Below are 19,439 nucleotides of genomic sequence, written 5' to 3' on the forward strand. Positions count from 1 at the left end.
TTCGTTCCCGATTCGGACGTGCGTCTCACCCAACAGTTAGGCGTCGGCCGACCGAACTGCTACCATGAGTCTCGATACCGTGTTCGGGCAGGTGCCGGACCCGCAGTCGTACTCCTTCCCGGACTACTCGCTCCCGCAGGGCGACCCCGTCAAACCCATCGCGCTGACCGACGACGAACTGACGGCGCTGCTCGACCTGTACGACGCGTTCAGTGGGGTGGACCCGACGGGGATGGACTCGAACCCGTTCCTGCGGGCGACGAGCGAGTTCCTCCAGCAGACGCTCGGTGCGCCGCTCACTCGGCCCGACGAGCAACTGAACGACGATATTGCCGGTCTGCTCAACGACTTTTCGGACGATCTGGGCGGGCAGTCGATGGGCGTCGTCGACGCGACGCCGGCCCACCACCGGACGCTGTACTTCTTCCTGACCAGTTGCAAGGCGTACCACACCGCGCCGCACCTGCAGTTCGACCCCGACCTGGCCGCCGTCGAGACGCTGTATGCCGTCTACGAGCGCGTCACCGAGCAGGCGTTCTACCTCAAGCGGCCCAAGAGCGTCCTGGAGTGACTGCCAGGTGTGCCCGGCTGACGCTCCGGTCCGTTTATCGGGGAGCGAGCTAAACTGCCGCTAATGACAGCTGACCAGCCCGAGATTCCGGTCGTATGCGAGGAGTGCGGGACGCGGACATCGGTCGCCTTCGAGGACGTCGAGGACGCCGTCGCGCGCCACAACGAGCAGCTCCACGACGGTGAGCCGGTCGCCGAGGTCGACCCCGATGTGCTGGAAGAACTCGCCGACCGCCTGGCGAAGGACATCGGCCTGCTGGAGTAGTCAGTCGTCCGGCGTCACTCGTCCAGCGGCAGCCGCTCGTAGGCCTCACGGTCAGCGCCGGCGGCGAGCGCCCGCGGCCGCAGCCGGCAGACGTTCTTGACGGTTCGTGGGCCGAGCACGCGGGGCGAGACGAACCGCGGTCGCCCCGGCTCGGTTCCGGGACCGTCGCCCAGCGCGAGCACCGCGTCGTTGAGGTCCGCAAGTGGAATACACGCCAGGTCGCCGTTCGCCGATTCGAACTGGACGTGGGTCGTGTCGCCGGGCATCGCCGCCGCCTCTAACAGGTCGAACACAGCGATGCCGGTGTACTCCCGTTCGATCCGGTCGCCGGAGGCACACTCGAACGCGACTGGGCCGCGGACGACATCGAAGGGGAGCGTTTCGGGTGCAACGTCCCAGGGGAGCAATACCGGGTCAGCCCCGTCGATGCGGACCGTCGGCCGTCCCCCCGCAGTTTGCGCCATACGTATCCTTTCCCCCTGAGACCCTTCAGCGGTTCGGGACGGCCGTGATTCGCCACACACATTCCGACTCTCACTCCCGGGAGTGGAGCGAGTACGCGATAAAGAGGACGCCGACGAACTGGAAGGCGCGAGTGACGAGTGTCAGCGGTTGCTGGAACTGGCTGTCGAGCAGGCCCTGGCGAAGGAGGACCGACCCGGTGAACGCGACGACGAAGGCCACCGCCGTGAGGCAGAACAGCCCGACTGAGAGGTACTGCATCGCGCGGCTGTTGTGCCGGCGATACCCCCGGTAGGCCTGGTAGCCGACGTATCCACCCAGTACTGTCGAGCCGAACGCCAGGGCGGTGATGAGCCAGTCCATCAGCGTCTCGATGGCGACCATATCAGAGATTCTCCCACATTTTTGTGAATCGGTCCGCGGTGTCCTGTTCATCCTGTCCCGGGAACGCCGGCGGTTCGGTCCGCTCGATCTCGGTTTCGAAGTCACCGTCAGCAAGCGCCAGCGAGAACTCCGAGAGCGTGGCAGCGAACACGCTGTAGTCGTTGCCGCCCGTTTCTATCTGGGTCTGTTCCTCTATGAGGCCGTACTCCTGAAGCCACTCGACCCGTCTGTACACGGTCGGTTGTGACATCTCACACTGGTCGGCGAGCTGTTTCGCGGACATGGGTTTGACACTCGTTGCTGCGAGGATGTCCCGGGCGTACTCGTCACTGAGCAGGTCGAGGATGTCGCCCACGGCCGGGTCCTCACTCACGTACTGGACCAACGTCCCGTCCCCGAATAAAAGGTCCCGTCAGTTTCCGAGTCAGAAGTCAGCCGCGTCGGAGAAGGGCGCAGTGTCAGCGGAGACCGGTGGGGTCAGGGCACCGCCCTTGGGCGAAGGTGGGGCGAGGTAGGGGGACCAGTTCGCGGGCGGCCTGGCCCACATTCCCCCCAGGGTGGCGGCCCTGGGGAACCATAGGGCAGTATGGTGGACAGACAGCGGCTATTGCCGGAGGGCGCTGGTGGCACGGTGTTGTCAGGGCCGCTGCACTCGAATTGAGGAGCGGTTCCATAATATAACGTGCAGTCGAACTTCTGGCCCAGAAAACGGCGGCTTGATATGCCAGCGAGGGTGCTCACTCGCCGCCGGGACAGCCGATTGACTGGCCGACCGTGACGAGTCGGTCCGCGGACACGCCCTCACCGCGAACGGTGTATCGGTAGCGCTCACAGCTCCACGAAACTGAGGTTGTCAGTCCGTAGCTGACCTGTGCCGGTTGCCCGTCGATTGTCACCGCTCCGCTGGCGCTGTCCCTGTTAGCGGGCCGGTCGTATTTGCCGACAGTGATGAGACTGGTCCGGTTCATGTAGCGGAGGCCGACGCTGTGGATCCGCCCCCGCGTCTGCGTCGCGTAGGTCAGTTCGTACCCCGGCGGGATGTCGGGCTCCGGAACCTGGATCTCGGTGTCGGCTTCGAGCGCACCGACCGACTCGTAGGTCTGTCTTTCGGGCGTCTCTGGGACAGTGACAGTCGTGTTGTCGGGGAAGTTGGGGGTAAACACGTCCTCGGACACACCGGTGTCGTAGGTGACGCTCGTGTGCGTCGTCGTCACGACTGTTCGCTCACCGTCGGCTGTCCACGCAGTGCGCTTTTTCACCGGGAAGAACTGCTCTGTGTCCACCCAGACCGTCTGCTCGTAGGCCGCTGTGTCGTCTTTCGGTGCCACATGAATGACGTAGGCGTCACGCCCGTCGATTGATTCAGTACCGCGATAACTGACGCTCATCGAGCCAGCAGAGACGGTCGGCCGCTGCTCGCTGCGGGGAACGACGGGCAACGGCTCAACCGACGGTGAGTCGGTCGTCGTGTCGGTTGTCGTCTCCATGTTGAGATTCGCAAACAGACGCTGCAGCCGCTCACCCTGGTCTGAATCGGTTTTGCTGAGAGAGATGCGTGTCGCCTTCGCGCGGCGCTGGTCGTACAGCCACAGCATCGACCCGTTCGACACTCGGCGGTCGTATCGCTCGACGGTGCTGTTGACGACCACCAGCCGTTTCTTCTGGGTCCCCGGCCGGAGCGCGGCGTCGTAGGTCGTCCGGCTCGCAACTGTCCCGTTCCGGGTGATCGTCGTCGTCTGTGTCGCGTTCACACCGTCTATCGACTGGTAGCGTTGTTGTACGTCCGCGTCGATCTGGGGCTGATCAGCGGTTCCGGTACTCGCGAACGCAAGCGACCAGATCGCAACAGCCAGTACACCAACGACGACGACCGTCGCGACGGTGAGGACCAGTCGTTCCGATGTGAGGTGTCGAGTGGCCATATATCAGGTTACCGGGTGTGGGGAACTGCCCGACTGCGTTCGGTCTGTCTGAACGACAATATTATGTAGCACATAACTGGCAGCGCAGGTAAAACCTCCTATCTGATGGTTCCGGAACGCTGACTGCTGTGTCGTCCGGGAAGTCGGGGGCAAACTCGTCATGGGGAACTCCGGTGTCGTACGTGACGTTCGCATACCTCGTCGTCACGACTGTGTGCTTCTCGTCTGCCGTCCAGGCAGTCCGCTGCTTGGCCGGGAAAAACCGCTGTGTGTCGACCCAGACGGTTTGCTCGTATGCTTTTGTCCCGTTTCTCGGCGTCACATGGACGACGTACGCTTCGCGGCCGTCAACCGGCTCTGTGCCCCGGTAGCTGACGGTCATCCCCTCGGTTGAGTTGACCGGCCATCGCTCGCCTCGAGGGACAACGGGGAGTGGTTCAACTGACCGGGGGTCCGCTGTCGACTCGTCGAGTTTTGTGAAGAGGCGCTGTAGCCGCTCACCTCTGTCGGACTCAGTCTCGGAGAGGGGTATTCGTGTTGCCCTTCCACGACTGTCGTTGTACAGCCACAGCGTCGACCCGTCCGAGAGACGCACGTCATTCGCCTGTGACGTACTGTTGACGAGTACGAGCCGTTTCTTCTGGGTCCCCGGTTGGAGCGTCGCGTCGTAGGTTGTTCTGCTCGTAACTGTCCCGTTCTGTGAGACTATCGTCGTCTGGGTCGCGCTGACACCGTCTATCGACTCGTAGCGTTGCTGTACGTCCCTGTCGATCTGGGGTTGGTCGGCGGCGCCGTCACTCGCGAACACGAGCGACCACGTCGCAACAGCCAGCACACCAACGACGACCACTGTCGCAATGGTGGGCACCAGCCGTTCCGATGAGAGATATCGAGTGACCATTTGTGGGGTGCAGGGCAGAGGACCGCCCGACGCTGTGTGCGTAGCCCGAGCGAGAGTGTTACCTATCACATAACCGGCACCTCAAGTAAAACCTCCTGTCTACCGAAGTCAGTAGTCGCCGAGTACGCCGAGTCGTCTGGCCCGACGGGTCGTGTACTGGAACACGACGTACCCCAGCAGGACGTAGCCGACCGGGACGCCGACGAGGAGCCCCAAGTCGATGGCCGAGAACTGCCAGAGTCGGGTCCCGTCGACCATCGCCCGCTGGAGGAGCGCGCTCCCGTGGGCCAGCGGCAGCACCCGCGTCCAGCCGAGTTCGAACACGGGCGCGGAGATGAGGATAATGAACCCGAACTGGAGCAGATTGAGCCAGTTCCCGATGCGCTTGTACAGCACCGCGACGCCGCCGGCAGCGAATCCCAGACCAAGCACCGAGGCGATGGTCAACGACGCGACGACGACGACGGTAAGGACGTTCAACTGGAGCGTCGTCCCGGTAATCGCAAGCATCACCGCCAGCACCACTGTCGAGGTGATGAACGTCCGGACGACTTTCGCGACACCCTTGCAGAACGCGACCGGCGCGAAGCCAAACGGCGTCATGACGTGCCGTTCGAGCGTGCCCCACTGGGCCTCGCTCCCGATGTCGTTCGAGATGGACTGGTACGCGCCGACGGAAAGCGACCACAGGAAGTAGCCGACGATGATGCCCTCGATGGAGTCGGTTATCGCCTGTCCCGCGAGCATCCGGCCGCCGTAGAACAGTAGGCCGAAGAAAAACACCGAGATGACGATACCGCCGACGGCGTTGGCCGGATAGCGGACGAAGATGAGGTACTCGCGGTACAGCACCGCCCGCGCGAGGTCGAGATAGCCCGCCTGCATGGCGGCTCTGACAGCCTGGGCACTGGTCCCATCACTGTCCTCTGTGCGCGTGTCGGCGCTCGCGGTCATCGTCTCGTCTCCGCCACTCTCATCGTTTCTGCCCCGTGATTTCGACGAACACGTCCTCCAGACCCGGTTCGACCGTGCCGACGGTGGCAAGCGTCACATCGTGGTCGCGACACAGCGCAAGCAGGCGGTAGAACCCGTCGCTATCGGTCGCTACCTCGACGCGCCGGCCCCGTTCGACGCTCGTCACGTCGACCACCTCGAAGCGCTCCCGGACGGTCGCAAGCAGGTCGTCGGTGATGTCCGGACTGGTGACGGCGAACGCGTTCGCGGTGAACTGGTCGAGGACGGCCGCCACGCTGTCGTCTGCGATGATCTCTCCCTCGTTCATGATGATGACCCGGTCGCAGACGTCCTCGATGACGTCCATGTCGTGGCTGCTGACGACAGCCGTGAGGTCGCGCTCGTCGACGATGCGGCGCAGTTCCCGACGCAGCGTCAGCGAGCTTTCGACGTCGAGTCCCAGCGTCGGTTCGTCGAGAAACACCAGATCGGACTCGCTGGCCAGCACACTCGCCAGCGACACCTTCTGTTTCATCCCGCGGGAGAGGTCCCGGACCGACTCGTCGGCCTTCTCCAGGAGGTCGAGTTTCTCCAGTAGCCGCTCGTGACGGTCGGCGACGGCATCCGGCTTGACGCCCTTGATGGTCGAGAAATAGCGCAGGTTCTCCCGGACAGTCAGCCGCCAGTAGTCGTTTCGCGCCCCTTCGAGCATCCCGTCGACGTGGCGGTAGGCTGCCCGCGGTTTCTCGCTCATGTCGATACCCTGTATCCGAACACTTCCGGAATCAGGCAACACCAGCCCGAGAATCGATTTTATCGTCGTTGTCTTGCCCGCCCCGTTGGGTCCCAGCAGGCCGACAACGGTGCCTTGCTCGATGCGAAACGACACGTCGTCGACGGCCGTCACCGCGTCTGCACCGCTGCCGAACTGCTTTGACAACCCCTCCACGGCGAGTGCAGGCGTCGCTCCGTCCCGCGGCGCAGCCGACTGCTCGGCGGTCTGCGAGTCCCGCTGGGAAGGGCGCTGGGATGACATTACCCATACTGAGGGCTTCAGAACCAAAAGGTCAGTCACGTCCCGCAGTGGGCCTGCCGCAGATGTCGCTGGCCCGCACTTGGCGACTGGCCTGTCTGCTCAGGCAGGTTCGAGCCCTGTCACCTCGAACCGCGCGCCGCCGGCCTCGCTCTCGGTGGCTGTGACCGTCCACCCGTGAACCTCGGCGATCCGCTGGACGATTTTGAGCCCGAACCCGGTCCCGTTCTCGCCGGTCGAGTAGCCCCCCTCGAACACCTGTTCGCGGTCCTCCGATGGAATGCCCGGCCCGTCGTCGGCGACGTAGAAACCGTGCCGATCCGTGTCTTCGACTGTCCCGACCCGCACAGTTAGGTTCTCCTCGTCGTGTTCCGCGGTGCGGTCGGACGGTGCCTGAGCGCGCGTGGATCCGTGTTCCACGCTGTTCCGGAGGAGGTTCGACACCAGCCGGCGGAGTTTCGCCGTATCAGCCCGGATCTGACGGTCGGCCTCGACGACGAGCGTCGCCCGGTCCCCCTCGACGGTCTGCCAGCACTCCTCGGCGATGTTTGCGAGCGTGACGGATTCGAGGTCGGTCGCCGTTTCGCCGGCGCGTGCGAAGGTGAGGAGGTCGTCTATCAGCGCTCGCATTCGCTCGTGGGCACGCGACACCTCGTCGAGATAGTCGCTGTCGCGTTCTGTTCTGGCCAGTTCCAGATTCCCCTCCGCGACTGTCAATGGGTTTCGGAGGTCGTGGCTGACGATACTGGTGAACTCGTCGAGGCGCTCGTTCTTTCGCTCCAGTTGCCGTTCGTACGCCCTGCGCTGGGAGATGTCCCGCCCGATACCCACGGTCCCGGCGACCGCTCCATCAGCGTCTGTCAACCGGGTGCCGGCAAACTCGTACGGAATCCGCTCTCCATCGGCAGTCAGAATCTCGGCTTCGAGAGTTACTCGGCCGGTGGTTCGCGTCTCGTCTATCGCTGCTTCGACTGCCCCGTGCTCGTCATCGGGGAAGAAGTCAGCGACAGCCATATCGCCGATTTCGTCGTCGCTGTATCCCGTGACTTCGGGGATGCGCTCGTTCCACCGCCGAAGGCTGCCGTCCGTGCCGATGACGTAGAACAGGTCGTCGAGCGTATCCAGCGCCTGGTCGATGAACTCGCGTTCCTCGCGGAGCTGGCGATCACGGTCGAGACGGTTAAGCGCCGCCGTCGCGTGGACCGAGAGCGTCCGTGCGAGTGTGACGTCCGTGTCGTCGAACGCACTGACCTCGCTCGACCCGATGAGGAGGACGCCGTGGTCCCCGAGCGGAAGGATGAGCTCGCTGCGGATATCCGTCTCCGGGTTGTACCGGTCCGGGCTCGACGTGATATCGTCGTGGACCCGGGCCTCGCCGGTTTCGAAAGCTTGCCACGCGAGCGCTTCTCCGGCCTCGAACACTGGGGGCGTGCCGATGAGCGCTTCGACCTGTTCGGTCCAGGCGACTGGATACAGGCTGTCGCCGTCGGCGAAGTGGACGCCATTGGCTGGCATATTGAGGATGGTTCTGGCGGTGTCCACTGTGACTTGGGCAACCGCATCCTCAGTCGTGGCTCGCATGAACGCCCTGGCGGTGGAGTGTAGCTCCTCGATAGCGCGCTCGCGTCGCGTGCTCTGTGCGTGTTCGATGTTGTCGGCTGTCCGTTCGACGGCGCCGACGACGGTGTGTGCGAGCCGTGCGTACGGCTCGGCGCCGCCGTCGACCCGGAGATACTCGGTGACACCGGCGGAAATCGCGTCGCTGGCGGCTGCTTCGCTCCCCTCGCTGGTGAACAGGACGAACGGCAGGTCCGGCGCTCGCTTGCGGACCGCGTCGAGGAACTCGACGCCGGTCTGCTCCGGCAGGTCGTAGCCGGCGATGACACAGTCGAACGTACCCTCATCGAGTCGCTTGAGGCCGTCGGCAACGTTCGTCTCCGTCTCGACCGTGATACCACAGTGCGCCTGTTTCAGCGCACCTGTGGCCGCTTCGACGACAGCCGGGTCGTCGTCGACGTGGAGAACGTAAATCCGGTCGCTCATTGCCTTCTAGCAGTGACAACTCCCGTATACACCTTCCGCCGTGAATATCTTCGCTGAAAATCGGGCGCTGTCTGCTACTCGTCGTCCAGTTCGGCCTGCCACTCCTGTACTTTCGCCATCAGTTCGACCGGCGGCGTCTCGTTGACATCCAGTTCTGTTAGTTCCGAGAGGACGGCCTCGGTCTCAGAATCGAGCGACGCTGCCCTCTCGTCGCCTTCGGGGCCTTCAGCTGCGGCCTCGCCGGGCGCGTGTTCGGGGTCACCGTCGGTCGCAACCGGCTCAGCCGTGGAACCGGCTGCTGCGTCCCCGGACTGGACCGCGCCGTCCCTGAACTGCCCCGAATCCAGGTCGAAGACGGCCTGTGTCGTTCCGCCGTCATTCTGCTCGCTGCCGCGAATCTCGATAGCCTTGTCGTCGCGCAGTCGGTCGAGCACCGCCTGTGAGCGGTCGACGACTGGCTCGGGGACGCCGGCAAGGTCGGCGACGTGGACGCCGTAGGAGCGGTCGGTCGGGCCGTCCCGGACCGTTCGGAGGAACGTCACGTCGCCGTCGCTGCCCGCAGACCGGGGCTCGCCGTCGACCGCGACGTGGACGTTTTCGACGGCCGGTAGCTCCTCGCCCAGCGCCGTCAGTTCGTGGTAGTGGGTGGCAAACAGCGTCTTGGACTGAATGGAATTGACGATGTACTCCGTCGCCGCCCAGGCGATAGAGATGCCGTCGAAGGTAGCGGTTCCGCGACCCACCTCGTCCAGAATCACCAGCGACTCGTCGGTGGCCGAGTGGAGAATATTGGATAGCTCCTGCATCTCGACCATGAACGTCGAGCGGCCCTGCGCGAGTTCGTCCAGCGCGCCGACGCGGGTGAAGATGCCGTCCACCAGACCGACTGTCGCCGACCGCGCTGGCACGAAACTGCCCACCTGGGCAAGCAGCGTGATGAGCGCCGCCTGGCGCATATACGTCGACTTCCCGCTCATGTTCGGCCCGGTGACGATGAGGAACTGTCGGTCGTCGTCCATGTAGAGATCGTTCGGGACGAACTCGGTGGTCTGTTCGACGACCGGATGACGGCCGGCCTCGATGGATAGTTCGTTGCCGTCGACGACCGCCGGCCGGGTCCAGTCGTTCTCGACGGCATGGACCGCCAGTGACGCGAATGCGTCCAGTTCCGCCAGCGTCCGGCCCACGTCCTGCAGTAGCGTCGCGTGCTCAGCCACGCGCGCCCGGAGCCGCTGGAAGTGCTCGTACTCCATGTCGTGGCGGCGCTCCTCCAAGCGCAGCACGTCCCGCTCTTTCTCGTCGAGTTCGGGTGTCGTGTACCGCTTCGAGTTTTTCAGCGTCTTGATGTGCTGGTACTCCTCGGGGACGGCGTCGGTCTCGCTCTTGCCGACCTGGATGTAGTAGCCGTCGGTCTTGTTCCGGTCGACAGAGAGGTGGGTGATGCCGGTCCGCTCCTTCTCGCGGTCCGGCAGCGTCTCCAGCCACTCCAGCGCGGCCTCGTGCTCGTCGATGATCTCGTCGAGGTCGTCGTCGTACCCCCGTTTGAACAGTCCGCCCTGCCGGATCGTTCCCGGCGGGTCAGCGACCAGTGCGCTGTCGAGGTCCGCGGCCAGCGCGTCGGCCGCCTCGCGGTCGGCCCCGTCAAGCGCGTCGGCAAGCGGCGACTCGGCCAGCCGCTCGGTCTCGGTCACGGCGTCGGCGACCCGTCCGAGCAGCGCCAGCGTTTCCTGAACTGCTCGCAGGTCCCGCGCGTCGGCGCTCCCCGACGTGGCCCGCGCCGCCAGCCGTTCGAGGTCGTAGGCGTCCGACAGCGTCTCTCGAATCCGCTCGCGGGCCATCGCCGCCTCCGACAGCGCCGCCACGCAGGCCTGCCGGCGCTGGAGTTCGGTCCGGTTTCGCCGGGGCCGCTGGAGCCACTGCTGGAGCAGTCGCCCGCCGGCGGCCGTGACCGTGTGGTCGATAGTGTCGAACAGCGACCCCGAACTGTCGCCCTGCATGGTCTCTGTGAGTTCGAGGTTCCGCTGGGTCGTCGCGTCGAGGTCGACGTGGTCGCGCTCGCCGTAGGCCTGCAGCCGCGTGACGGCCGCCAGCGTGCCGACCCCGGTGTCCTCGACGTAGGACAGCACCGCGCCGGCGGCCTGGACCGCCACGCTCTGCTCGCCGATACCGACGCTATCGACCGTCTCGCTCCCGAACTGCTCGCGGACGGTGTGGCGCGCCCGGCCCGGCTCGAACGACGCCGAGTCGTGCAGCGTCAGCGCCGCGTCCGTCCGCTCGCGCAGGCGGTCCAGAAACGCGTCGTCGTTCCGGAGCTCCGGGCCGGGAAGAATCTCGGCCGGCCCGAACGTGTACAGCTCTGTCAGCGCCTCGCCCGCGTCGGCGTCGTCGAGCTGTGTGACCTGAAACTGGCCCGTGGTCACGTCCGTCGCCGCGATACCGTAGGTGTCACCGCCGTCCCGGCTGGCCTCCCGAACCACCGCGGCGAGGTACTGCGCCGACTCGTCGCCGGTCTCTAGATGCGTTCCGGGCGTAACGACCCGCGTTATTTCGCGAGCGTGGCCGTTCTCGGTCTCGTGCTGGTCGGCGATGGCGACCCGGTAGCCCCGCTCGACCAGCGCGGAGACGTACGGCGTCAGGTCGTCGACCGGAACCCCTGCCATCGGATACGACGAGCCATGCGAGGACTTCTGGCTCACCTTCAGGTCGAGTTCGTCGGCGACGATTTCGGCGTCCTCGTCGAAAAACTCGTAGAAGTCGCCACACTGCATCGCCAGCAGGTCCGCGTCGGTCCCCTCCTTGAGCGTGAGGAACTCCCCGACGATTCCCGTCGCCTCTGTCATACACGTCCGTGTGGCCGTCCCGGGCGTAAGGATTGCGGGTCGGGAGAGCGTGTTCGCGGCCGCCGGGCGTGGCCAGTGAAGGGGCCACAGGCCGTAGGGCCGAGTATGAACGCAGCAGAGACTATCGCGGCCTACTACGCCGCGCTCCGGGCCGACGAGCCGCTCGGCCCCTTTTTCGCCGATGACGCAGACCGCTCGGTGGTCAAGTTCGGCATCTCTGAACAACTGGTCGGAACCGGCGCTATCGGAACAGGACTACGGGAACAGACCGAGACGACGGCCGACTGGACTGTCGAGAGCCATGCGCTCCGGGTGACAGAACGCGAGGGCTACGCGTGGTTCAGCGACGCCGTCGACCTGTGCTGGACCGACACCGAGGGCACGGTCCGCCACGAGTACGACACGCGCTGGAGCGGGACCCTCGAAGCTACCGGCGAGGCGCGCGAGTGGCAGTTCGTCGGCATGCACGTCAGCACGGCCGACGACCTAGGGGAGTAGGCGGTCGCTAATCGCCGTCAAGCGTGGCGAAGACGAACTCGCTATCGCTCCCGAGGGGGTCCGTCGCGGTGACCGTCTCCGTCTCGGTGAAACCAGCGTCGGCCAACTGGTCGAGCGTCGCCCGCCGACCCGGTGCCGAGAAGAACATCGACCCGCCCATCCAGCCGCGCCGGACGGTTTCGAACTGGCCGCTCGGCAGTGTCATCAACACGGTACCGCCCGGTCGGAGCACGCGAGCGAACTCACGGTAGACCGTCGGGTGCTGGTCCTGCGGGACGTGGAAGACGGCGTGGTAGGCCGTGACTGCGTCAACGCCGTCGGTCGCAACCGGGAGCGCCGTCATGTCACCCTGCACGAGCCGGCTGTCCGGTACTGTCTCGGCGGCGAGGTTCAGACCCGCACGCGAGAAGTCCAGACCGACGCTGTTCGGCGGGAGGTTCGCAAGCGTCCGCGCGCCGTCACCACAGCCTACGTCGAGAACTGTCGGCGCTCCGGGGAGCCGTTCGAGCAGGTCGTCGAGCAGGGCTGCGTCCGACCCGGTCGGGTCGCGCCGCTCGGCGTAGGTCTCGGAGACACTGTCCCACGCGTGGCGCACCTCGTTGCGGTCCATGTCTACACTATGTGTGCAAGCCGGATAGGCGTTCAGCTACCTCTCCACAGTCACCTCCCTATTTCGACTCCAACACGATATTCCGATGGTGTTCACTGATTCATTGACCAACTGGTATGCAATCTAGGTGAACTTTTATTACTTATCCGCGGGAGGAACGACTCGATGTTTGAAGAAGAATCACAGCCCAAATCTAACCCGAGCCGAAGACAGTTCCTCGGTGGGGTCGGTTCGCTGCTGGCCGCGTCGGCGTTCTCGGTCTCCGTCTCCGACGACGCTGCCGCACAGGTGACAGACGGCGACGACTCGGCCACACAGACTATCTCGTCACCTAACGGGGCAGTAACACTCACTGTCGATGTCAGCGACGGTGTGGCAACATACGAGGTCGCACACGACGGGACGACGCTAATCGAGGACTCGGAACTGGGCTTCGAGTTCCGGAATCAGGACCCGTTCCGTTCGGGTCTGGCCGTCACCGGGAGCGAGCGAACCGAGATCGATACGTCCTGGACACCAGTATGGGACCGTTACGACGAAATCACCGAGCGGTACACGGAACTCCGGCTGGGGGTCGCGGAGTCGACCGGGGCGGAGCGGTTCGGGACGCTCGTCTTCCGGGTGTTCGACGACGGCGTCGGCTTCCGATTCATCTTCGGGGAGCCCTTCGGCGACCAGTTCGTCGTCACATCCGAGCGGACCGAGTACAATTTCGCCGGGGACTACACCTCGTGGTGGATTCCCAACGACTACAACAACTTCGAGGTGGAGTACGAGGAGACGCCGCTGAGCGAGGTGGCCGGCGAACTCGACGGCACTGGCTTCGACGGCGTCCACACGCCGATGACGATGCGAACCGACGACGGCCGTCACCTCGCCGTCCACGAGGCCGACCTCACGGACTACGCCTCGCTCGCGCTCACACCGCCGGACGCCGGTGACACGACCTTCCAATCGACGCTCGCGCCGCTGCCCGACGGGACCAAGGTGTCGGCGTCGGCCCCGCACGTCACCCCATGGCGAACAGTTCAGGTGGGGACCAGCGCCGGCGACCTCGTCGAGTCGAATCTGGTGGTGAACCTCAACGAAGACTACGACGAGGCGGTGTTCACGCAGGGCGTCGACTGGATAGAGCCCCAGAAGTTCATCGGCGTCTGGTGGCTGATGATAACCGGCCGCGCCGACTGGGAGTACACCGGGGAGACCTCCGGCAACCACGGCGCACAGACCGGCCGCGCCACGCAGTACATGGACTTCGCCAGCGAGCACGACATCCCCGGTGTCCTCGTCGAGGGCTGGAACGAGGGGTGGTCGAGCTATCCGGGCGATGGCAGTGGATTCGATTTCTCGACACCGTATCCGGACTTCGATCTGGCGGAAGTGACCGACTACGGCGCGAGCCTCGACCCGCCGACCCAGATGACGATGCACAACGAGACGGCCGGGGACTTCCGGAACTACGAATCACAGCTCGAAGAGGCATTTTCGTTGTACGATGACCTCGGAATCCGGACCATCAAGAACGGCTACGTCTCCGACAGCGGTGACCTTGCGGGCGAGAGTTACAGCCACCACAACCAGATACTGGTCAACCACCACACGCTGGTCGCCGAGACGGCGGCGGCCAATCGACAGATGCTCGATATACACGAGCCGATTCACCCGACCGGCCGCCGGCGGACCTACCCGAACCTGATGACCCGCGAGGGGGTCAAAGGCCAGGAGTACGACTCCTTCGGCGACGTGAGCCCCGAACACCACGTCACCTTCCCGTTCACGCGGATGCTGGGCGGGCCGGTCGAGTACACGCCGGGCATCTTCGACATGGACTCGGGGTCGGGCGGCATCGAGACCACGCGCGCCAAGCAACTGGCGATGTACCCGACGTACTTCAGCGGCCTCCAGATGGCCGCCGACCTACCCAGTTCCTATCTGGCCGACCAGCCGCCGACGGCCGCCGTCGGCGAAGTCGCCCAGGCCGAGTGGGGCGACATCGAGGGCTTCTCGACGGCCGCCCGCTGGGCCAACGCTCAGGGCGAGCAGTACGTCGCCATCGACCCCAACAGCGCCGCGCCCGGTGCGACCGTCTCCTGGACCGTCGAGGACGCCGACGAGGGCGAGTACGACGTTCACTTCCGGTACGCCAGCGACGCCGAGGAGAACGCCATCGGCGCGGACACCGACCGGACTGCGTCGGTGCTTGTCAACGGCTCCGCGGCCGGCCAGGTCACGTTCCCGCCCACGGAGTACTGGGACGTCTGGGAGAGCGTCTCGACGACCGTCTCGCTGTCCGGCGACGAGGACGAAATCGCCCTCTCGCTGACCGCCGAGGACACCGGGGGCCTCAACCTCGACGCCGTCGCCGTCACCGACACCGGCGCGCCGATGCCCGACCCCGAGACAGCTCCCATCCGCGGCGAGACCGTCGAGGCGTTCCAGTTTATCGAGGACGTGCCCGCCGCGGGCTGGGACGACACGCGCGTCATCGACGCCGAGATCGGCGATTACATGGTCACGGCACGGCAGAAAGGCGAGGAATGGTATCTCGGCGCGATGACTGACGGGGGCGGCCGCGCCATCGACGTACCCCTGTCGTTCCTCTCGCCCGCTTCGGATAGCAACGGACAGGGGCCGGGGAACGACAACGGCGAGAAGAACGGGACGAACGAAGCCAGCGGCAACGGTACCGGCCCTAACGGCCCGAAGTACGTCGCCGAAATCTATTCCGACGGCATCGACGCGGCCTACGACGAGAACCTGACCGACGTTCGCGTCGACGAGGCCGTCGTCACACCGGGGACGACCCTGCTCGCGTCGATGGTCGGCAGCGGCGGGACGGCTGTCCGCTTCCGGCGCGCAACAGGTCAGGATATCAACGACCTGCCGGCGTACGAGCGGCCAGCACAGGACTTCGACGTCACCATCGGCGACGAGGTGTTCATCCAAGAACCGTTCATCCGGGCCACTGGGCGCAACGACGGGGCGTTCATCGGCGGGACCACGGTGACGCTCCGCGTCGACGGCGAGGCCGTCGGGACGGAGAACGTCCGCTTCCCGCCCAACACAAGCGACGCCACCTACGAGTTCGGCTACAGCATCGACGCGGCCGGCGACTACGACGTGTCAGTCGCGCTCCCGGACGGCACGACGCTCGCCAGCGGAACGGTGACGGTCAAGCCGCCGGCGACGGTGGCCGAACTCGCCGACCCGTCCGGCGACGACACCGGCCCAGGTGCGTACACGTATCCGACCAGCGGTGACTTCGAGGACGGCGCGTTCGACCTGGAGTCGCTGACGGTCGAACAGACACCGAGCCTCCATCGCTTCACCTTCAAGGTGGCGACTCTCTACAACGCTTTCGGCAGTAGCCGCGGCTTCTCGCCGCAGTGGTTCGTCCTCTGGCTGCGCGACCCGAGCGCTGACAGCGGGTCGACGACCAGCCTCGACGACCTCGGCGCGACCGTCGACTTCGAGGCCCCGTGGCAGTACCGCATCGAAATCAGCGGCTTCTCAAAGAGCGCGGTCGACGCCAGCGGTGCGACGCTGACCGACGCCGACGGGGACGCGGTCTCCCTCGGCGAGACCGTCGACGTGGACGCGGGGACAGTCACGCTCAGCCTCGACCGCGAGGCCGTCGGCGGCGCGGACGCGGCGGACCTCGAAGTCGTCGCGATGGTGCAGTCGGAGGACCGCGGGTCGCTCCGGCCAGTCGCCGAAGAAGCCGGGGGCTACGTCTTCGGCGGTGCCAAGCCCGGTGCAGTCGAGAACGCACCGCGAATTATGGACCTGACGACACCGGAGAGCGTCAGTCAGGCCGACGCGCTGGCCTACAGTGCCGACTCGCGGGCGACGCTGCCGTTCGTCCCGCTCGATTAATCCTCGGCGAGCGCGTCAATCGCCGCGTCGAGCGTGAACTGCCCCTCGTAGAGCGCGCTCCCGACGACGACGGCGGCGGCCCCGGCCGACCGAAGCGCGAGCACGTCGTCGATGGTTGCCACGCCGCCGCTGGCGACGACGGGGATGTCGACGCTGTCGACCAGTCGGCGAACCGGGTCGGTCCGAACCCCCTCGAGCTGCCCCTCGACATCCACGTCGGTGAAGAGGATGCCGCCGGCCCCGAGGTCGGCGTACCGCTCGGCGGCGTCGGCGGGGTCCAGACCAGTGCCTTCGGTCCATCCGGAGACGACCACCTCGCCGTCCTTCGCGTCGAGGCTCACGAGCACACTACCGGGGTGTTCGTCGCTGATTTCGCGGACGATCTCCGGCGTTTCGACGGCCGCCGTGCCGAGGATGACGCGGTCAAGCCCGCGGTCGAGCAGCGAGACGGCGTCCTCGGCGGTTCGGATGCCGCCGCCGAGTTGCACGTCCACGTCGGCTCCCACCGCGTCGAGGACGGCGTCGATGGCCGCCGCGTTCCGTCGCTCGCCCTCGAACGCGCCGTCGAGGTCGACGAGATGGAGCGTCCGCGCGCCGGCGTCGACCCACCGCTGTGCGGCCTCGACCGGATCGCCGTAGGTTTTTTCGGTGCCGCGTTCGCCGCCGACCAGCTGGACCACCTGTCCGTCCTGCATGTCGACCGCGGGGACGACCTCGAATTCGGGGTACATGGCCGGTGGTCCGGCGGCGGCCGTCGAAAGCGTGTCGGTCCACCGTGTACGGACGGCTGTCTGCACAAATTCACCCCCATCCTTTTACGGCGTGATGGGAAAGGTCCGACATGGTTACTGCTACACTCGTCCTCACACCGCTCGCCCGTCGGCTCGAAGCGATCATGTTCGGGCCGTACGAGCGCGAGTACCAGCTCTTCGAACAGGCCGTGATGGTCGTCGCCGTCGGCCTGGCGCTGGCCTGGGGGCTGGCCGCGTTCGGTGTTCTCCCGCTCGGTGCCGGCACGGTGTCGGTGCTTGCGACCGCCGCCAGTGTCGCCATCTCGGCGTTCGTCGTCGTCGGCTTGCTACAGTTCCTCGTCCTCGCGAACGTCCTCGAACGGACGAACGAGGACGTCGCCACGAAGGCCGCTGAACTCGAAGAGGCCGCCGAGCAACTGGAAACGACAGCCGAGGAACTGGAGACGACCGCCGACGAGGTCGAAAACGCGGCCGAGACTGTCGACGAGGCCGCCGAAGATGTCGAACAGACCGCGGACGAAGTCGAGCAGACGGCCGGCGAGGTCGAGCAGACAGCGGACGAAGTGGAGGAGACCGTCGACGAGGTCGAGCAGACCGCGGACGAAGTCGAGCGGACGGCCGACGAAGTCGAACAGACTGCGACCGAGACCGGCGACGAGGACGCCGCCGAGAAGGTGACCGAGGTCAAGGACAAGACGACCCAAGTCAAGGACAAGACGACCGAAGTGAAAGACAAGACGACCCAAGTCAAGGACAAGGCGACGGAAGCGAAAGACAGGACGACCGAAGTGAAAGACAAGACCACGGAGGTCAAAGACAAGACCAGCGATGCGAAGCAGACCGCCGAATCGGTCACCGACGAGGTCGAAGCGGCCAAGGAAACGGCGAACGAAGTCGAGGAGACCGCGGCGGAGGTCGAGGAGACGATGCCGGCCGACGACGAGCACCTCGCTGACGAGGGTGGCAAGTCTGACACCGACGACGGTGGCTCGGACGAGCGGTCGTCGTAGCGGCGGTCGCCGTCGCTTGGCACATTACCCGTTCGGTACGTTTTAACCCAGTGAGGGACTGGCACCTGTATGGTCGAAGTTCTCTTTGCCCTCGGTGTTCTGGTGGCTATCTTCGTCGGGTTCAATATCGGGGGCTCTTCGACGGGTGTCGCGTTCGGGCCTGCAGTCGGGTCAGATACGCTTTCGAAACTGTCCGCGGCGGCCCTGATGACCATCTTCGCGCTGGCTGGGGGACTCATCGTCGGCCCGGAAGTCGTCGAAAGCCTCGGGAGTGACCTCGTCGAGACCGCCTTCTCCCCGCTCATCAGCATTGTCGTGCTGTTTTTCATCGGCGTCGCGCTGTTTCTCTCGAACGTGGTCGGCGTCCCGGCGTCGACCTCGATGACGGCTGTCGGCGCTATCGCCGGTCTCGGCCTCGCTCGCGGGACGCTAAACGCCGCCCTGATGCTCGAAATCGTCTCGTGGTGGCTCGTCTCCCCGATCATCGCCTTCTGGGTCAGCGGGGTCATCGGCCGGTACTTCTACCCGCGCCTCGTCGAGTGGTTCGCTGTCTCCCAGAGCGAGGGGTCGCTACTGGATTTCGACCGGTCCGGTTCGATTCCACGGCCGTCACTTGGGGAGAACACGACACCGCGTGAGTTCGTCGGGACCGTCGTCGTCATCGGTATCGGCTGTTACATGGCCTTCTCGGCGGGCGCGTCGAACGTTGCCAACGCCGTCGCCCCCCTCGTGGGGAACGGCTCGCTAGATATGTACCCGGCTATCCTGCTCGGCGGTGGCGCTATCGGCCTCGGTGCCTTTACCATCGCCCGTCGAACGATGGACACGGTCGGCAACGACCTGACCGACCTCCCGCTGGTCGCCGCCATCGTGGTTGCGGCAGTTGCCTCCACCATCGTCACCTTCCTCTCCGCGCTGGGTATCCCGGCGAGTTTCGTCATCATCGCCACGATGAGCATCGTCGGGCTCGGCTGGGGCCGTGCAACGCGAACGACGAGCCTCTCCGACACTGTGCAGGGCGAGACGCCCGTCGCGTCTGTCGGTGCGCTGACCACCGACGCGGAAGCCGCGGATGCGCCGACTGTCGGCGGGAAAAAGGGGACGCCGAAGCCGGCCGAGACCGAACCCATCGGCGAGGAATCGCGGGAGGACATCCCGTCGGCGTCGGACCTGTTCGAACCCGGGACCACCGCCAGAGTGATTTTCCTTCAGAACATCGTCCCCTCGATCGCGACGCTCGCGGCGTATCTGGTATTCAAGTTTTTGCCGATTGCCTGAGCGGTGATCGGTCCCGAACAGCTGTCGTCGGTTTCCGACGA

General features: G+C 65.5%; 17 protein-coding genes. 6 read left to right on the top strand and 11 right to left on the bottom strand.

The window, feature by feature from the left end; all coding sequences use genetic code 11:
- Nucleotides 1–64 precede the first annotated feature (64 nt).
- Together AV929_RS14535 and AV929_RS14540 are read left to right on the top strand one after the other, a co-directional pair.
- Nucleotides 65–571, top strand: coding sequence for a hypothetical protein (locus AV929_RS14535; protein WP_014041586.1), 507 nt, complete (start codon nt 65–67; stop codon nt 569–571).
- A gap of 63 nt (nt 572–634) precedes the next feature.
- Entirely contained in the window at nt 635–835 is a 201-nt protein-coding gene (locus AV929_RS14540) for a hypothetical protein (protein WP_008307333.1), read from the top strand.
- A gap of 14 nt (nt 836–849) precedes the next feature.
- Here AV929_RS14540 and AV929_RS14545 read toward each other — a convergent pair whose 3' ends face one another.
- From AV929_RS14545 to mutS, 9 genes are all read right to left on the bottom strand, one after another.
- A complete protein-coding gene (locus AV929_RS14545) occupies nt 850–1,299 on the bottom strand; it encodes a hypothetical protein (RefSeq protein ID WP_014041585.1) in 450 nt (149 codons plus the stop codon).
- Between the two features lie 70 nt (nt 1,300–1,369).
- Nucleotides 1,370–1,681, bottom strand: coding sequence for a hypothetical protein (locus tag AV929_RS14550; RefSeq protein WP_050037211.1), 312 nt, complete (start codon nt 1,679–1,681; stop codon nt 1,370–1,372).
- Nucleotide 1,682: 1 nt separating this feature from the next.
- Nucleotides 1,683–2,054: a helix-turn-helix domain-containing protein gene (locus AV929_RS14555; protein ID WP_044952077.1), complete on the bottom strand. Its 372-nt coding sequence runs from the start codon at nt 2,052–2,054 to the stop codon at nt 1,683–1,685.
- A gap of 364 nt (nt 2,055–2,418) precedes the next feature.
- Nucleotides 2,419–3,603 (bottom strand): sigma-E factor regulatory protein RseB domain-containing protein, encoded by a 1,185-nt coding sequence (locus AV929_RS14560; RefSeq protein WP_014041583.1) that lies wholly within the window; start codon nt 3,601–3,603, stop codon nt 2,419–2,421.
- 61 nt (nt 3,604–3,664) lie between these two features.
- Nucleotides 3,665–4,471, bottom strand: a complete 807-nt coding sequence (locus AV929_RS14565; protein WP_225306729.1) for an outer membrane lipoprotein carrier protein LolA — start codon at nt 4,469–4,471, stop codon at nt 3,665–3,667.
- A 141-nt stretch (nt 4,472–4,612) separates the two neighbouring features.
- Nucleotides 4,613–5,458 (bottom strand): ABC transporter permease, encoded by an 846-nt coding sequence (locus tag AV929_RS14570; RefSeq protein WP_014041581.1) that lies wholly within the window; start codon nt 5,456–5,458, stop codon nt 4,613–4,615.
- A 19-nt stretch (nt 5,459–5,477) separates the two neighbouring features.
- On the bottom strand, nt 5,478–6,494 hold the full coding sequence (locus AV929_RS14575; RefSeq protein WP_050037208.1) for an ABC transporter ATP-binding protein: 1,017 nt from the start codon (nt 6,492–6,494) through the stop codon (nt 5,478–5,480).
- Nucleotides 6,495–6,593: 99 nt separating this feature from the next.
- A complete protein-coding gene (locus AV929_RS14580) occupies nt 6,594–8,534 on the bottom strand; it encodes an ATP-binding protein (protein ID WP_064288598.1) in 1,941 nt (646 codons plus the stop codon).
- 74 nt (nt 8,535–8,608) lie between these two features.
- Complete coding sequence (gene mutS / locus AV929_RS14585) at nt 8,609–11,374, bottom strand: DNA mismatch repair protein MutS (protein ID WP_064288599.1); 2,766 nt, start codon at nt 11,372–11,374, stop codon at nt 8,609–8,611.
- 105 nt (nt 11,375–11,479) lie between these two features.
- On the opposite strand from mutS, the gene AV929_RS14590 reads away from it, so the two are divergent.
- Complete coding sequence (locus AV929_RS14590; protein ID WP_064288600.1) at nt 11,480–11,872, top strand: nuclear transport factor 2 family protein; 393 nt, start codon at nt 11,480–11,482, stop codon at nt 11,870–11,872.
- A 7-nt stretch (nt 11,873–11,879) separates the two neighbouring features.
- Here AV929_RS14590 and AV929_RS14595 read toward each other — a convergent pair whose 3' ends face one another.
- Nucleotides 11,880–12,482, bottom strand: a complete 603-nt coding sequence (locus tag AV929_RS14595) for a class I SAM-dependent methyltransferase (RefSeq protein WP_064288601.1) — start codon at nt 12,480–12,482, stop codon at nt 11,880–11,882.
- A 165-nt stretch (nt 12,483–12,647) separates the two neighbouring features.
- Between AV929_RS14595 and AV929_RS14600 the strand changes: the two genes are divergently transcribed.
- Nucleotides 12,648–16,358, top strand: a complete 3,711-nt coding sequence (locus AV929_RS14600) for a glycoside hydrolase family 97 catalytic domain-containing protein (protein WP_064288602.1) — start codon at nt 12,648–12,650, stop codon at nt 16,356–16,358.
- Here AV929_RS14600 and hisA read toward each other — a convergent pair.
- Nucleotides 16,355–17,089: a 1-(5-phosphoribosyl)-5-[(5-phosphoribosylamino)methylideneamino]imidazole-4-carboxamide isomerase gene (hisA, locus tag AV929_RS14605; protein ID WP_014041574.1), complete on the bottom strand. Its 735-nt coding sequence runs from the start codon at nt 17,087–17,089 to the stop codon at nt 16,355–16,357. The genes AV929_RS14600 and hisA overlap by 4 nt on opposite strands.
- A gap of 110 nt (nt 17,090–17,199) precedes the next feature.
- Here hisA and AV929_RS14610 point away from each other — a divergent pair, with 110 nt between their 5' ends.
- Both AV929_RS14610 and AV929_RS14615 read left to right on the top strand, forming a co-directional pair.
- Nucleotides 17,200–18,120, top strand: coding sequence for a hypothetical protein (locus tag AV929_RS14610; protein ID WP_014041573.1), 921 nt, complete (start codon nt 17,200–17,202; stop codon nt 18,118–18,120).
- A 69-nt stretch (nt 18,121–18,189) separates the two neighbouring features.
- Entirely contained in the window at nt 18,190–19,398 is a 1,209-nt protein-coding gene (locus AV929_RS14615; protein ID WP_014041572.1) for an inorganic phosphate transporter, read from the top strand.
- Nucleotides 19,399–19,439: the final 41 nt, after the last annotated feature.

It is taken from the genome of Haloarcula sp. K1 (genome assembly GCF_001647155.1).
GTDB lineage: Archaea > Halobacteriota > Halobacteria > Halobacteriales > Haloarculaceae > Haloarcula > Haloarcula hispanica.

Bases quoted from the DNA above. Each gene is read 5' to 3' on its own strand.
- AV929_RS14575 (WP_050037208.1), bottom strand. From the start codon at position 6,494: ATGTCATCCCAGCGCCCTTCCCAGCGGGACTCGCAGACCGCCGAGCAG.
- AV929_RS14595 (WP_064288601.1), bottom strand. From the start codon at position 12,482: ATGGACCGCAACGAGGTGCGCCACGCGTGGGACAGTGTCTCCGAGACC.
- AV929_RS14615 (WP_014041572.1), top strand. From the start codon at position 18,190: ATGGTCGAAGTTCTCTTTGCCCTCGGTGTTCTGGTGGCTATCTTCGTC.
- hisA (WP_014041574.1), bottom strand. From the start codon at position 17,089: ATGTACCCCGAATTCGAGGTCGTCCCCGCGGTCGACATGCAGGACGGA.
- AV929_RS14580 (WP_064288598.1), bottom strand. From the start codon at position 8,534: ATGAGCGACCGGATTTACGTTCTCCACGTCGACGACGACCCGGCTGTC.
- AV929_RS14570 (WP_014041581.1), bottom strand. From the start codon at position 5,458: ATGACCGCGAGCGCCGACACGCGCACAGAGGACAGTGATGGGACCAGT.
- AV929_RS14535 (WP_014041586.1), top strand. From the start codon at position 65: ATGAGTCTCGATACCGTGTTCGGGCAGGTGCCGGACCCGCAGTCGTAC.
- AV929_RS14600 (WP_064288602.1), top strand. From the start codon at position 12,648: ATGTTTGAAGAAGAATCACAGCCCAAATCTAACCCGAGCCGAAGACAG.
- AV929_RS14550 (WP_050037211.1), bottom strand. From the start codon at position 1,681: ATGGTCGCCATCGAGACGCTGATGGACTGGCTCATCACCGCCCTGGCG.
- AV929_RS14590 (WP_064288600.1), top strand. From the start codon at position 11,480: ATGAACGCAGCAGAGACTATCGCGGCCTACTACGCCGCGCTCCGGGCC.
- AV929_RS14610 (WP_014041573.1), top strand. From the start codon at position 17,200: ATGGTTACTGCTACACTCGTCCTCACACCGCTCGCCCGTCGGCTCGAA.
- mutS (WP_064288599.1), bottom strand. From the start codon at position 11,374: ATGACAGAGGCGACGGGAATCGTCGGGGAGTTCCTCACGCTCAAGGAG.
- AV929_RS14545 (WP_014041585.1), bottom strand. From the start codon at position 1,299: ATGGCGCAAACTGCGGGGGGACGGCCGACGGTCCGCATCGACGGGGCT.
- AV929_RS14560 (WP_014041583.1), bottom strand. From the start codon at position 3,603: ATGGCCACTCGACACCTCACATCGGAACGACTGGTCCTCACCGTCGCG.
- AV929_RS14540 (WP_008307333.1), top strand. From the start codon at position 635: ATGACAGCTGACCAGCCCGAGATTCCGGTCGTATGCGAGGAGTGCGGG.